The organism is Hyphomonas oceanitis SCH89 (assembly GCF_000685295.1).
Classification (GTDB): Bacteria; Pseudomonadota; Alphaproteobacteria; order Caulobacterales; family Hyphomonadaceae; genus Hyphomonas; species Hyphomonas oceanitis.
The window spans coordinates 13249-26503 of the sequence record NZ_ARYL01000001.1; the positions used below are offsets into that span (position 1 = coordinate 13249).

Sequence of the window (13255 nt, forward strand, 5' to 3'; positions counted from 1 at the left end):
TTATGTCCACTTCCTGGACTTACCTGACCCAACCTATTCTTCCCGGAACTTCAATTACACTGCCCTTTGGTTCCGGATCCTTCAGAATACCCCACAGATTTCCCCCAATTTCCTCTCTGGAGACTAAGCGGCTGATTAGTCAGGTTCAATGTCATGAAACATGGCACGAACCTCTTCTGGCAGATCCTCCTCGTCTTGCTCATTGTCCTTCTGGCACTCTGGTGCGCGACGGAGTGGACGGCCTGGTCGCTTGGCTGGTCGCCGCGGCTGGGCGAGCCGCTCTTCGTCATCCTTGACATGCCGGTGTACGTACCCTGGGCCTTCTTCGGCTGGTGGTATTCCTTCGACGCCTATGCACCGGATGTGTTTGACCGGGGCGGGCTGATTGCCGGATCAGGCGGCGTTGCGGCCATTGTGATTGCGGTGACAGGCTCGATCCTTCGGGCACGGTGGGATAAGCGGGTCTCGACCTTCGGGTCTGCACGCTGGGCGGAAGGCAAGGATCTGCGCAAGTCCGGATTGTTGAAGCCTGCTGGTGTGTTTCTCGGCCAGGCTGAGGGCTCTTACCTCCGCCACGATGGGCCTGATCATGTCATGGCCTTTGCGCCGACCCGCTCAGGCAAGGGTGTTGGCCTTGTCGTGCCCACCCTGCTCTCCTGGCCGCATTCGGTTCTGGTGCACGACATCAAGGGCGAGAACTGGCAGCTGACATCCGGCTGGCGCTCGGAGTTCTCGCATTGTTTGCGGTTCGATCCAACGGACATTGCGTCAGCCCATTTCAATCCTCTGATGGAAGTACGTAAGGGCCATTGCGAAGTACGCGATGTCCAGAACATTGCGGACATTCTCGTGGACCCGCAGGGTAAGCTCGGTGATCTCGGACACTGGGTCGACAAGGCCAACTCGCTTCTCGTCGGGGTGATCCTGCACGTCCTCTATGCCGAGCGGGATAAGACGCTCGCACGGGTGTCGAGTTTCCTCGCAGATCCCGACCGGACATTCCGCACGACGCTGTCGATCATGCTCCGGACCAATCACCTCGGCACGAGCGATACGCCTAAGGTTCATCCCGTAGTCGCCGAGACAGCCCGCGAACTGATGAACCAGTCGGAGAATGAGCTTTCGGGCGTGCTTTCGACAGCGCTGCGGTTCCTGTCGCTCTATCGTGACCCGGTGATCGCGGAAGTGACCTCGCGGAGCGATTTCCGGATCGAGGACCTTGTGTCCGGTGACCGGCCGCTGTCGCTCTACCTGGTCGTGCCGCCCTCCGATTTGTCCCGCACAAAACCGCTGATGCGCCTTATCCTGAACCAGGTCGGCCGGCGCCTGACCGAACATCTCGAAGTGCGCCCGTCGGTCTTGGCGCGTGGCAAGTCGCTTATCGCGAATATGCTCGGGGCATGCGGGCTCGTCTCGCCTGAGCTTGCTCTAGCCGAACCAAAATCCCGCCGGCGGGTCCTGTTCATGCTGGACGAGTTCCCTGCCCTCGGCCGGCTCGACTTCTTTGAAAGCGCTTTGGCCTATATGGCAGGCTATGGTCTCAAAGCCTTCCTGATCGCGCAATCGCTCAACCAGATCGAAAAGGCCTATGGCCCCTCGAATGCGATCCTAGACAATTGTCACGTGCGGGTGGCGTTCGCGACCAATGACGAACGCACGGCCAAGCGGATTTCCGATGCGCTAGGCACCAAGACCGAACAGAGGGCGATGAAGAATTATGCCGGTCACAGGCTGGCGCCCTGGCTCTCGCACAAGATGGTCTCACGCCAGGAAACCGCCCGCCAATTGCTGACCCCCGGCGAAGTCATGCAGCTTCCTGCGGATCAGGAGCTTGTCCTTGTCGCAGGCTCCCCGCCGGTACGGGCGATGAAGCTCCGCTACTATGAAGACCAGAACTTCACAGAACGTCTAAAGGAAGCGCCGGACTTCGCGGCCACCGTTCGGGGCGCCCGGGCGGATGATTGGGGCCGCGAAGTCCGGTCGATCCATGAAGGCCTGATGCAGGCCGCCGAGCTCGAGCCTGAAGTCGAGGGCCTTGGGCCTCAGAAGGCACGGGATGCGGCCGAGGATCGCGCGCGGCTTGCAGGCCCCTCGAAGCCAGGCACGGCGCGGCGCAAGGTGCGCAACCCCCTGCAGGCAAGTCTCTTTGATGCGCTGGTGCAAGCCGACAGTCTCGAACAGGCGACCGGCATTGACCTGACGGGGAACGGCCAATGAAACCCCGGATCCAGCCCTATATATCGCCCGAGAATTATCACTCGCTCAAGGCCATGGCGAAACGCCCGGGCCTGTCTGAAAGCGTGATCGTTGACCGGGCGCTGACAGCCTACAGGGCGGGCGAAGCCGACAATCAGCGTGAAGCCGCTATAAATCGTCGGCTGGACCGGCTGACCCGCCAGTTCGGGCGGATCGAGCGGGACAATCTTGTCCTTGCCGAAACGCTTGCGACCTTCGTTCACTATTTCCTGACGGTGACACCGCCGGTGCCTGCCAACCAGGTCGAGGCGGCTCGGGCCAAAGGCGACATGCGGTTCGATCTCTTCGTGCGGCAGGTTGCTGAGGCGCTTCGATCCGGCCAGCGCATTCTGCAGAATGCCGTCGAGGATGTAACGGCAGAAGCTGCCAGTCATGAGCGCGAGCCCGAGGCTTTGAGCGAGGTGCGAGCCGATGCGTGACGCACAAAGCCAGACACGGACCCGCGCCATGCTGGTGACCGCACTGGGCAACCAGATCGTGGCAGCACTGGACGATCCCACCGTTGTCGAGATCATGACCAATCCAGACGGAAAGCTCTGGATTGAGCGGCATGGTAGCGGACGGACGGAATCCGGTTTGGTGTCTGCTGCAGACACCGAACGCGTCATCCGCCTGGTCGCGAGCCATATGGGACGGCGCACGGATGCGGCCTCCCCGATCGTCTCGGCCGAGCTGCCGATCGGCGGGGAACGGTTCGAAGGTGTCTTGCCGCCAGTGGCGCCGGGGCCTTGTTTCTCGATCCGCAAGCCTGCCGGGCGGGTGATCGCTTTGGATGAATATGTCGCCTCCGGCGCGATGGCCGCCCATCATGCTGAAGCCCTGCGGCAGGCCGTGCTGGACCGCGACAACATTCTCGTTGTCGGCGGCACGGGCTCGGGCAAGACGACACTCGCCAATGCGCTCCTTGCCGAAATCGCCCGCACCGGCGACCGGCTGGTCATCCTCGAAGACACACGCGAATTGATCTCGACTGCGCGCGATGCCGTGCAGCTGCGGACGCAGCCGGGTTCGGTGACGCTGGCAGACCTTGTCCGCTCGACCCTGCGGCTCCGACCAGACCGGATCATTATCGGTGAAGTGCGCGGCGCCGAGGCGCTCGACATGCTGAAGGCCTGGAATACCGGCCATCCGGGCGGCATCGCCACCCTGCATGCAAACTCCGCGCTGGGTGGCCTCTCCCGGCTCGAACAGTTGATCGGCGAGACCTCGGCCCAGGTGCCGCATGATCTCATCGCGGAAACAATCGACTGCGTCGTCCACATCACTCGGCGCGCCGGCGTGCACCGCGTCGAGACGGTCGCGCGCATGAACGGGCTCGGACGCGGCGGCTACGACCTCGTGCCTGTCCAGCCGGACCTGCAGCTCGTCCTGCCGAGTCTTCCCTTCTCCGAACCGCTTCTCTCTACCGCTCCAGAAAGGGCGTAATCCCAATGAACGACAAACTGATCAAAGCCCTGAGCCTGACGGCATTTGCCGTCGCGCTCACCTTCCCGGCCCATGCGGCTGGCTCCGGCATGCCCTGGGAAGCCCCGCTGCAATCGATCCTCGACTCCATCGAGGGCCCGGTCGCCAAGATCCTTGCGACCATCGTTATCATCCTGACCGGCCTTGGCCTTGCCTTCGGCGAGAGCGGCGGCGGCATGCGCAAATTGTTGCAAATCGTGTTCGGCCTTTCGATCGCCTTTGCGGCGACCTCCTTCTTTCTGTCTTTCTTCTCGTTCGGCGGCGGAGCAACGCTCTGATGGCTGAAACACGCCCCCTGCCCCCTGGCTATAGCGTGCCGGTCCATCGCTCGCTGACGGCGCCGATCCTGCTCGCAGGCGCGCCAAGATTGGCGACCATCGTCAATGGCACGCTGGCGGCCGCACTTGGCATCGGCCTGCAGCTCTGGGGCGTGGGGCTCGTCTTCTGGATCGCGGCGCAGGGCATCTGCGTGCTCGCCGCCCGGCGCGATCCGCAATTTGCCGACGTGCTGATCCGTCACATAAGGACAAGGGGCTATTACGCATGCTGAATCTTCGTGAATATCGCGCCCGTCCGGCTGCGCTTGCCGATCATCTCAAATGGGCCTGCCTGATCGCTCCGGGCATCATCCTCAACAAGGATGGCAGCCTGCAGCGGACGTGTTTCTATCGCGGCCCCGACCTTGAAAGCTCGACGCCGGAAGAACTGGTCGCGGTCACAGCCCGCATGAACAATCTCCTGAGCCGGTTCGGCTCGGGCTGGGCCCTGCATGTTGAAGCCGACCGTAGGCCGTCCGTCACCTATCCGGAAAGTGTCTGGTGCGATGGTGCGGCGTGGCTGGTCGACGAAGAACGCCGCGCGGCCTTCGAGGAAGCGGGCCGCCACTTCGAGACGGACTGCTACCTCACGCTGACCTGGATGCCGCCAGCGGACCGGACAGCCCGGATCGAGCAACTGTTCATCGACGATCCGGCAGATGCCCCAGCGGCGTTCTGGAGCGAGCATCTCGCCCATTTCGACACTGAAACCTCCCGGGCGCGCGACATGATGGCGGACCTGATGCCGGAGGCGCGGTTCCTGGATGATGATGAGACGCTGACCTACCTGCATGCCTGTATCTCGGTGGCGCGGCAGACGGTGAAGGCACCCTCGCTGCCGATGTGCCTTGATGCGCTCATGGTCGATACGCCGCTGACGGGCGGGCTGTCACCCCGTCTTGGCGAGGAGACGCTGAAAGTCCTCACCGTGAACGGGTTCCCGGCAACGGGCGAGCCGGGACTTCTGTCGGACCTAAATCAGCTCGGCTTCGCCTATCGCTGGGTGACGCGGTTCTTGGCCCTAGACAAGCCGGAGGCCGAGAAGACGCTCAACGCCTATGTCCGCAACTGGTTTGCGAAGCGCCGGTCGCTTACCTCCTATTTGCGCGAAATCCTCACGAATGAGCCCGCCACGCTCGTCAACACGGACGCCGACAACCAGGCCGCCGATGCCGATGAGGCCCTGCAGGCGCTTGGAGCAGGCCATGTCGCCTTCGGATACTGCACGACGGCGATTGTTGTCCGGCACGCGGATGCCGCGATTGCCGAAGACCAGATCCGCGCCGTTGAGCGAGTGATCAGGGGACGCGGGTTCACCTGTGTCTCCGAAACCGTCAATGCCGTCGAAGCCTGGCTAGGGACACTGCCGGGCGAAGCCTATGCGAATGTCCGCCAGCCGCTGCTGAACACAATCAATCTTGCCCATATGGCGCCTCTGTCATCGCTTTGGGCCGGGCCGGAGCGAAATGCGCATCTGGATGGCCCACCCCTCCTGATGGCGCGCTCGGCCAGTTCAACGCCGTTCCGGCTCGTCACCCATCAGGGCGATGTCGGCCACATGATGGTGGTCGGGCCGACTGGGGCCGGCAAGTCGGTGTTGCTATCGCTCCTCGCCTTGCAGTTCCGGCGCTATGGTGACGCGCAAGTTTTCATCTTCGACAAGGGCGGGTCGGCGCGGTGCGCGACGCTCGCGCTCGGTGGGACGTGGTATGAACTGGGTCTCGACGGCGACCTTGCGTTCCAGCCCTTGCGGGCACTGGATAGTGAAGCCGGGCTGGCCGAAGCGCAGACCTGGGTGCTCGGCCTGATCGCTCAGGAGAGTGTCACTGTGACGCCTGAGGTCAAACAGGCCGTCTGGACGGCCCTTCAGAGCCTTGGCGCGGCGCCTGTCGCGCAACGCACCCTGACGGGCCTGGTGGCACTGGTGCAGTCATCAGAGCTCCGTCAAGCGCTGGAACCCTATACGCTGGCCGGCCCCTATGGCGCGCTGCTCGATGCCGATGAGGACAGTCTGGCATCCGGCGACATGCTTTGCTTCGAGATGGACGCGCTGATGCAGGACAAACGGCTCGCCGCGCCAGTCCTTACCCATCTGTTCACGAAGCTCGAAGCGCGGTTCGACGGCAAGCCGACCCTTCTCATCCTCGACGAGGCCTGGCTCTTCCTCGATCATCCGATGTTTGCGGGCCGCCTGCGCGACTGGCTGAAGACTCTGCGCAAGAAAAATGTTTCGGTCGTGTTCGCGACGCAGAGCTTGTCGGATATTTCGGTAAGTTCGATTGCGCCGAGCCTGATCGAGAGCGCACCGACCCGCATCTTCCTGGCCAATGCGCGTGCCGAGGAACCGTCGCAACACGCGACGTACTCGTCCTTTGGACTCAATGCACGCCAGGTGGAACTGATCGCGCGGGCCACACCGAAGCGGGATTATTACGTCCAAGGTCCGGACGGGAACCGCCTGTTCGATCTCGATCTCGGTCCTGTGGCGCTCGCCTTCTGCGCCGCAGGCTCGAAAGCCGATCAGAAACTGATCTCCGAGATTCTTACTGCTTCAGGCCCGGACGGGTTCGCGCCAGCCTGGCTTGCCGCGCGCGGGCTCCATTGGGCCGCAAACCTGATCGGGACAGAAGGAGACGTGCCATGCGCCGCAGAATGATCGCCATTCTTCTTGGGTCAGTGTCCTCGCTTAGCTTGATTGCGCCGCCAGCGAACGCCCTTCTGGGCGTCGGTGATGTCGTGATCGATCCAACGAACCTGGTGCAGAACATCCTGACCGCCACCAACACGCTCGAGCAGATCAATAATCAGATCCAGCAGCTCCAGCATGAGGCTCAGATGCTGGTGAACCAGGCCGAGGACCTGAAACGCCTCGACTATGCCTCAATCGAACACCTGAAACGCGTGCTCGAACGCATCGACACGCTGATGCGCGAAGCCGGCGAGGTGACTTACGAAGTCGAAGAGTCTGAGCGCCAGTATGAAGAGGCCTTCCCGGATTCCTATGAGGACCTCTCCAATGAGGAAATGGTGGTTGAGGCCGCAGACCAGTGGCGGATCAGCCGGGATGCATTCCGAGCCTCCATTCAGGTCCAGTCGGGGATCGTGACCTCAATAGCGGAATCCCGGGAGACCCTGACCGACCTCGTCACTGAGAGCCAGGCCGCAACCGGCAATCTCTCCGTCGCCCAGGCCGGTAACCAGCTGGTCGCTCTCTCGGTAGAGCAACAGATGCAGATACAGCAATTGATGGCGGCGCAGTACCGGATGGTCGCGCTCGAAGAATCCCGCCGGGCCGCCATCGAGGCGCAGGCCCGTATCCGGCACGCGCGCTTCCGCGGCGACGGCGTCGCCTATCGGAGGGACTAGGGAATGGAAGATCTCAGCGTCATCGACCAGTTCGTCGCAACCTTCTCCGCCTATATCGAAAGCGGGTTTGGCCTGCTGCAGGCGGACGTCGCCTTCCTGACAAGTGCACTGATCGGCATCGACATTACGCTCGCCGGCCTCTTCTGGGCCATGGGACCGAATACGGACATTGTCGGGCGGTTCCTCAAGAAGGTGCTCTATGTCGGCGCCTTTGCGCTGATCCTCGGCAATTTTCCGCTTCTGTCCGACATTGTGTTCACGAGTTTCGCGCAGCTGGGCCTCAACGCCACTGCCGGCACGATCACCGCTGACGACATCATGAAACCCGGCTTTGTTGCCGCGACGGGGTTCGATGCAGCCCTGCCCCTGCTCGACGAGATCGAGAAACTCACCGGCCCGATCGCCTTTTTTCAGAACATCGTGATCATTGCCGTCCTGTTCCTCGCCTGGATCGTGACCCTGCTCGCCTTCTTCTTCCTCGCCATCCAGCTTTTCGTCACCATCATCGAGTTCAAGCTGACGACCCTGGCCGGATTCGTGCTGATCCCCTTCGCCCTCTGGAACAAGACGTCATTCCTTGCCGAAAAAGTGCTCGGCAATATCATCGCGTCGGGCATCAAGCTCATGGTGCTCGCCATCATTGTCGGCATCGGCTCGACCATCTTTTCCTCCATCACATCGGCTTTCCAGCCGGACGAGGTGACGCTCGAACAGGCCGCCTCCGTCATACTCGGATCTCTTTCCCTGCTTGCGCTCGGCCTGTTCGGGCCGGGCATCGCCACGGGGCTTGTCTCAGGAGCCCCGCAGCTCGGCGCCGGGGCCGCCATTGGCACGGCAGCTGGCGTTGCCGCCGGAACGGTGGCAGGCGGCAGCGTCGCAAAGGCTGGTATCGGGGCGGCGGCGGGCGGCACGGGCAGCGCCGTCGGCGCAGCGGCGTCCATGGCCGGCGGTGCCCGGACGGCCTACCAGATGAACGCCGCCGCTTCCGGCAAGTCCGGCACTGGTGCCACAATGGCGGGCATGAGCGGTGTCGCGGGCGCAGGTGTTCGCGCTGCCGCGTCAGGCGCCGCAGGCTTTGCCCGGCGCGCTTTTGGCAATCCGCATGACCGTCACAAGTCCGGGGCCCGCGCCGCCTTTGCGGCAACAGGCGGTACGGGCGCGCCCAATGCGGCGCCGGCGAGCGGGCATAATCCATCGCCCGACTGGGCCCGGCGTATCCGGCGCGACCAGTCCACGCGCGATGCCGGCATGATGGCCGCCTCTGCCGTGCGCGACGGCGACCGGCCCGGCGGCGGGACATCGATACAACTCAGACATGACGAGGACTGACATGAAGCTCTGGAAGCGAAATTCCACCCGCTATGGCGAGACACCGGAACCCGTAACGCCCTACCAGCGCGCCGCGCAGGCCTGGGACGATCGGATCGGCTCAGCCCGTGTCCAGGCGGCTAATTGGCGGCTCGCGGCACTGGCAAGCCTTGGCCTCTCGTTCGTGCTCGCGGGCGGTCTTGTCTGGCGCTCGACCCAATCCATCGTCACGCCCTATGTCGTCGAACTGACGGGCGAAGGCGCCGTGCGCGCCGTCGGGCCTGCCGACGGACGCTACGAGCCGACAGATGCGCAGATTGCGTTCCATCTTGCCGAGTTTGTGAAGAATACACGCTCCATCTCGATCGATCCGATTGTCGTCCGCCAGAACTGGCTGAAAGCCTACGCCTACGCAACCGACCGGGCGGCTGCCACCCTCAATGATTACGCCCGCGACAATGATCCGTTTGCAGATATCGGGCGGAGGTCCGTGTCGGTCGATGTGACGAGCGTCGTGCGCGCATCCGATGACAGTTTTACGGTCCGCTGGCGCGAGACCGCCTACCGGAACGGCACCGAGACCGGCCAGTCAAACCATACCGGCGTGTTCTCGATCGTGATCGATCCGCCCCGCACCGAAGAGGCCCTGCGTGCCAATCCCCTCGGCCTCTATGTCCACGGCCTCAACTGGTCGAAAGACCACCAATAGGAGCTATATCCCCATGAAACGCCTTGCCCTGATCCTCTTCGCCTCGACTGCGCTAGCAGCTTGCGAATCCTTCCCCACCGCCATCGGTCCCGACATCACGCTCGATGAACCGGACTATGTCGAAGATCTCTATCTCACCCCTGACGCGGAAGAGACTGATATCGCCGGCGCGGACCTTTCTCCGACGCCTGTTGTCTACCGCACCTACACGCCGGCAAGTGTCACAGGCGCGATGCCCGGCCAGCTGAAGCCGATGCCGACGGAGGCAGATGCGCCATCGCTGAAACCCTACCAGGCCATCGAGACAGCAAACGGCAAGGCTGCGGTCGAGCCCTCGCTCGACAACTACATGAACGCGATCCAGGTCTATCCCTACACAATAGGCGCGCTCTACCAGGTCTATTGCGCCCCCGAACAGGTGACCGACATTGTCCTCCAGCCGGGCGAACAACTTGTGTCAGTCTCGGCTGGCGACACAGTCCGCTGGGTGCTCGGGGACACGGTCTCGGGCACCGGAGCGCAAGCGCAAGCGCATATCCTGATCAAGCCGACACAGGCTGATCTCAAGACCAACCTCATCATCACGACGAGCCTTCGCGCCTATCACCTTGAACTGCGCGCGTTCGAAGAGACGTATATGGCGGCCGTCTCCTGGCGCTATGCTGACCAGCAGCTGGTGACGCGGGTGGCATCGAGCCGTGCGCCGGCAGCGCCCTTATCCAATGGGTTGCAGCTCGAGCGGCTGAAGTTCCGGTACGACATGCATGGTGACGTTCCGCACTGGCGGCCGGATCGCGTGTTCGACGATGGCCGCAAGGTCTATATTCAGTTTCCGGCCCGGCTTGACCAGGGCGAGGCGCCGGCCCTGTTCGTCATCGGTCGGGACGGCAAGTCCCAACTCGTGAACTATCGCATGTCCGGAGACTATTATGTCGTCGACCGTCTGTTCGCGCGCGCCGAACTGCGTCTGGGCGAAAACCGCCAGGAGGTTGTGACGATCGCCCGCAACGATCTCGGGGATGCCAAGCCGTGACCGCGTCTGCTGCCACACCACCGCCGCCTTTGGAAATCCACGGCGCGCCGAGGCCTGTCAAACGGTTCTCCAAACGGGCCCTCATAGTCCTGCTTGGCACAGGGAGCGCCATCGTGCTTGGCTCGCTGGTATTCGCGCTGCAGGGTCCAAAGGAGAGTCCTGCCAGCGCGTCGCGAGAATTGTACAATACCGGACATAATCCACCTGCGGAGGGTTTCGCGGCACTGCCGGCCTCTTATGGCGATCTCAAGCCTGAGGATGATATTCTCGGACCGCCATTGCCCGGGGACCTCGGCGCCCCGATCCTGAAGGCCCAGCGCGAAGGACGGATGAGACTACCAGAAAAGGACGCCCCGGAGGTTGATCCCATGCGCGAGCAGATGGCAGTGCTGGAGGCCGAATTGCGTGCGCGGGAAGCGGCACTTTCCGATGCAGCGCGCGGGAGCGGGGTGTTTTTCCAGGTTGGGTCGGGTCCGAGGGAAAAAGTCATTGAAGAGCATAGTGCGGCTGCAACGCCGTCAACGATCAGCTTTCCGGGCCTCTCGGCGTTTGCGCCATCTGATGGCAGCGCGTTTGGGTCGTCTCTCAGCGATGATCCGAACCGGCAGGTTCGAAAGCTGGATTTTCTGGGGACCGAGACCGACCCGTCGATCTACAATCCGCACCGGCTGGAAACGCCGGTCTCGCCCTGGCAGCTGATGGCCGGCACGATCATTCCGGCAACCCTGTTGACGGGTGTGAACTCCGATCTTCCCGGCCAGGTCATCGCGCAGGTGACGAGCCCGGTCTATGATACGGTTACCGGTGAGAGTGTGCTGGTGCCTCAGGGCGCGCGCCTCATCGGGCGCTATGACAGCGTGATCGCATTCGGCCAGTCACGGGCGCTCCTTGTCTGGAGCCGGATCGTGATGCCGGACGGGTCCTCGATCCGGATCGACAATCTCGCCGGGGTCGATGCGCGCGGCTACGCCGGCCTTGAGGACAAGGTCGATTATCATTCCTGGAAACTCCTGCAGGGCGTCGCACTCTCGACCCTGCTCGGCGTCGGCGCCGAACTTGGCACCGATGATGAAGGCGACATCGCCCGGGCGCTCCGCCGCTCGGCGCAGACTGGCGCCAATGAGGCCGGCCAGGAAATCGTGCGGCGCAATCTCGATGTCCAGCCTTCGATCACGATCCGGCCTGGCTGGCGGTTCGGAATACTTGTGAGCAAGGACATCGTATTGAAGCCCTATGAAGGAGGCATACAGCCATGAGTGAAGTCAGTTTGAAGATCGGGCCGCTGCCGGACCGGACGCCGCAGAAATTGTCAATAAGTCTCGAGCCATCTCTGGCTGGGGACCTCGAAGCGTATTCTCGGATCCATGCTGCAACCTACGGAGCTGAGGCATCGGTGGCTACGCTCGTTCCTCTGATGCTTGAAGCTTTCCTTTCGAGCGATCCTGGCTTTCGTAAGGCCATGAAAACTCAAACCACCCGGTGATGTCGAGCGATGGCCCGAACGCAGATACCTCCGCATCTAAAAACCTGTGAAATCAAGCGCCGTCTCAAAACGCTGATCGCTGCAGCGAAAGATACAGGATTTGATGTTTGCGGTGTCAGGCTGATGCCTGACGGCGAGATTACGCTTCTGGACAAGGCCTCTCTCAGGCTCGAAACTGATTCGGAGGCGAAATGGCTAGGGAGCTGACCATGTCCATCAAGGGTCTTCATGTAATTGCGAAGAAGCTCGCGACGGGTCAGACACGATACTATTATTACGCGTTTCGCGGTGGGCCAAAATTCTGGACGAGTGAAGGATCCAGGTTGGATGGGCCCGGCAAGCGACTGCCTCCAGAATTCATCCATGCCTATTCAGAGGTGATCGAGGATGAGAGAGCGCCGGTCGCAGATTCGTTCGCCATGGCGGTCATGCTCTATCGGAAGAAGTCTCCCGGATTCAGAAAGATGAAGCCAAAAGGGCAAACGGCCAGGATCAAGTACCTCGACAAGTGGTTGGAAATGCCCCTGAAGGCAGGCCAGCAAGCTGCGAACGCACCCCTTTCGGTTTTCGATAGCAGACGCATTATCAAGTTTATCACGTCCCACCGCGATCACGTTTGGGGTCACTCTCCGAGCGCTGCTGATGAGGCTGTCCTGGCTCTGTCGGCCTTCCTGACCTGGTGCAAAAAGGACGGGCGGCTCGATTGGAACCGAGCACATGGCATTGAGCCGCTTTACGAACGACCGACAGAAGCGCGTATTTGGTCTCCAGACGAGCAAGCCACGTTTCTCAAAACCGCGTCGGCGCATTTGGCCTGGGCGTTCAAACTGGCTCTTCACACCGGACTTCGCCGTGAAGATCTTACCCGCTTGCCACTGTCGGCGATCACGAAGCAGCATCTGATCATTCCTACGGGCAAGAGCCGTGGCCGCAACACTGCACTTATACCCATCACGCCTCCGCTTCGATCATTGCTTGATGAAATCGATGCGGCGCGCGCCAAACTCGCGACCGCTCCCCTCACGATTCTTTTCTCCAGCAAGGGCAAGCCTTGGACTGCAGAAGGTTTCGGCACAAGCTTTGATCGCCATCGCAGCCGTATGGGACTTGGCCCGGAAAACGATGGTCCAACTATCCACGACATGCGCAAGACATGCGCGACGAACATGGTCATCCTTCAGCACCTCTACCCGACTCTGATATCGGATCAGGTTCTGACCGATTTGTTTGGCTGGACGCCGGGTACACTCGCGAAAATGAAGCGGATTTACGTGTCAGATACAGCTGTTATTGAAGCGATGACGACTTCGCTCTAGTAG

At 62.0% G+C, this 13255-nt stretch carries 13 protein-coding genes; all 13 read left to right on the forward strand.

Going from position 1 to position 13255, the window contains the following annotated elements; genetic code table 11:
- Positions 1-153: 153 nt before the first annotated feature.
- The 13 genes from traG to HOC_RS00130 all read left to right on the forward strand — a co-directional run bounded on the left by traG (position 154) and on the right by HOC_RS00130 (position 13252).
- Positions 154-2217: an IncP-type conjugal transfer protein TraG gene (gene traG / locus HOC_RS00065; RefSeq protein ID WP_051624366.1), complete on the forward strand. Its 2064-nt coding sequence runs from the start codon at positions 154-156 to the stop codon at positions 2215-2217.
- The gene (locus HOC_RS00070) at positions 2214-2675 is read left to right on the forward strand and encodes a hypothetical protein (RefSeq protein WP_035534532.1); all 462 of its coding nucleotides are present in this window, start codon (positions 2214-2216) and stop codon (positions 2673-2675) included. Before traG ends, HOC_RS00070 begins: the two co-directional genes overlap by 4 nt.
- Complete coding sequence (gene trbB, locus HOC_RS00075; protein WP_051624367.1) at positions 2668-3681, forward strand: P-type conjugative transfer ATPase TrbB; 1014 nt, start codon at positions 2668-2670, stop codon at positions 3679-3681. Before HOC_RS00070 ends, trbB begins: the two co-directional genes overlap by 8 nt.
- 5 nt (positions 3682-3686) lie before the next feature.
- A complete protein-coding gene (locus HOC_RS00080) occupies positions 3687-3998 on the forward strand; it encodes a TrbC/VirB2 family type IV secretion system protein (RefSeq protein WP_035534535.1) in 312 nt (103 codons plus the stop codon).
- Positions 3998-4270, forward strand: a complete 273-nt coding sequence (locus HOC_RS00085) for a VirB3 family type IV secretion system protein (protein WP_035534538.1) — start codon at positions 3998-4000, stop codon at positions 4268-4270. The genes HOC_RS00080 and HOC_RS00085 overlap by 1 nt, the downstream gene beginning before the upstream one ends.
- Positions 4264-6693 (forward strand): conjugal transfer protein TrbE, encoded by a 2430-nt coding sequence (gene trbE, locus HOC_RS00090; protein WP_035534540.1) that lies wholly within the window; start codon positions 4264-4266, stop codon positions 6691-6693. The genes HOC_RS00085 and trbE overlap by 7 nt, the downstream gene beginning before the upstream one ends.
- Positions 6678-7403 (forward strand): P-type conjugative transfer protein TrbJ, encoded by a 726-nt coding sequence (gene trbJ, locus HOC_RS00095; protein ID WP_051624368.1) that lies wholly within the window; start codon positions 6678-6680, stop codon positions 7401-7403. Before trbE ends, trbJ begins: the two co-directional genes overlap by 16 nt.
- A gap of 3 nt (positions 7404-7406) precedes the next feature.
- Positions 7407-8732 (forward strand): P-type conjugative transfer protein TrbL, encoded by a 1326-nt coding sequence (gene trbL / locus HOC_RS00100; protein ID WP_035534542.1) that lies wholly within the window; start codon positions 7407-7409, stop codon positions 8730-8732.
- Between the two features lies 1 nt (position 8733).
- On the forward strand, positions 8734-9420 hold the full coding sequence (gene trbF / locus HOC_RS00105; RefSeq protein ID WP_035534545.1) for a conjugal transfer protein TrbF: 687 nt from the start codon (positions 8734-8736) through the stop codon (positions 9418-9420).
- A 13-nt stretch (positions 9421-9433) separates the two neighbouring features.
- Positions 9434-10453: a P-type conjugative transfer protein TrbG gene (gene trbG / locus HOC_RS00110; RefSeq protein ID WP_051624369.1), complete on the forward strand. Its 1020-nt coding sequence runs from the start codon at positions 9434-9436 to the stop codon at positions 10451-10453.
- Positions 10450-11709: a TraB/TrbI/VirB10 family type IV secretion system protein gene (locus HOC_RS00115; RefSeq protein WP_035534548.1), complete on the forward strand. Its 1260-nt coding sequence runs from the start codon at positions 10450-10452 to the stop codon at positions 11707-11709. The genes trbG and HOC_RS00115 overlap by 4 nt, the downstream gene beginning before the upstream one ends.
- A complete protein-coding gene (locus tag HOC_RS00120) occupies positions 11706-11936 on the forward strand; it encodes a DUF2274 domain-containing protein (RefSeq protein WP_035534550.1) in 231 nt (76 codons plus the stop codon). The genes HOC_RS00115 and HOC_RS00120 overlap by 4 nt, the downstream gene beginning before the upstream one ends.
- A 209-nt stretch (positions 11937-12145) precedes the next feature.
- Positions 12146-13252 carry a tyrosine-type recombinase/integrase gene (locus tag HOC_RS00130; protein WP_035534553.1) on the forward strand — a complete coding sequence of 369 codons (1107 nt, stop codon included), beginning with the start codon at positions 12146-12148 and terminating at the stop codon, positions 13250-13252.
- The last annotated feature ends 3 nt before the right edge of the window (positions 13253-13255 follow it).

What these genes read in the sequence shown, in the direction of transcription:
- trbL (WP_035534542.1), top strand. Translation starts at nt 7,407, where the DNA reads ATGGAAGATCTCAGCGTCATCGACCAGTTCGTCGCAACCTTCTCCGCC.
- HOC_RS00085 (WP_035534538.1), top strand. Translation starts at nt 3,998, where the DNA reads ATGGCTGAAACACGCCCCCTGCCCCCTGGCTATAGCGTGCCGGTCCAT.
- trbE (WP_035534540.1), top strand. Translation starts at nt 4,264, where the DNA reads ATGCTGAATCTTCGTGAATATCGCGCCCGTCCGGCTGCGCTTGCCGAT.
- HOC_RS00130 (WP_035534553.1), top strand. Translation starts at nt 12,146, where the DNA reads ATGTCCATCAAGGGTCTTCATGTAATTGCGAAGAAGCTCGCGACGGGT.
- trbF (WP_035534545.1), top strand. Translation starts at nt 8,734, where the DNA reads ATGAAGCTCTGGAAGCGAAATTCCACCCGCTATGGCGAGACACCGGAA.
- trbG (WP_051624369.1), top strand. Translation starts at nt 9,434, where the DNA reads ATGAAACGCCTTGCCCTGATCCTCTTCGCCTCGACTGCGCTAGCAGCT.
- HOC_RS00120 (WP_035534550.1), top strand. Translation starts at nt 11,706, where the DNA reads ATGAGTGAAGTCAGTTTGAAGATCGGGCCGCTGCCGGACCGGACGCCG.
- traG (WP_051624366.1), top strand. Translation starts at nt 154, where the DNA reads ATGAAACATGGCACGAACCTCTTCTGGCAGATCCTCCTCGTCTTGCTC.
- HOC_RS00070 (WP_035534532.1), top strand. Translation starts at nt 2,214, where the DNA reads ATGAAACCCCGGATCCAGCCCTATATATCGCCCGAGAATTATCACTCG.
- trbB (WP_051624367.1), top strand. Translation starts at nt 2,668, where the DNA reads ATGCGTGACGCACAAAGCCAGACACGGACCCGCGCCATGCTGGTGACC.
- trbJ (WP_051624368.1), top strand. Translation starts at nt 6,678, where the DNA reads ATGCGCCGCAGAATGATCGCCATTCTTCTTGGGTCAGTGTCCTCGCTT.
- HOC_RS00080 (WP_035534535.1), top strand. Translation starts at nt 3,687, where the DNA reads ATGAACGACAAACTGATCAAAGCCCTGAGCCTGACGGCATTTGCCGTC.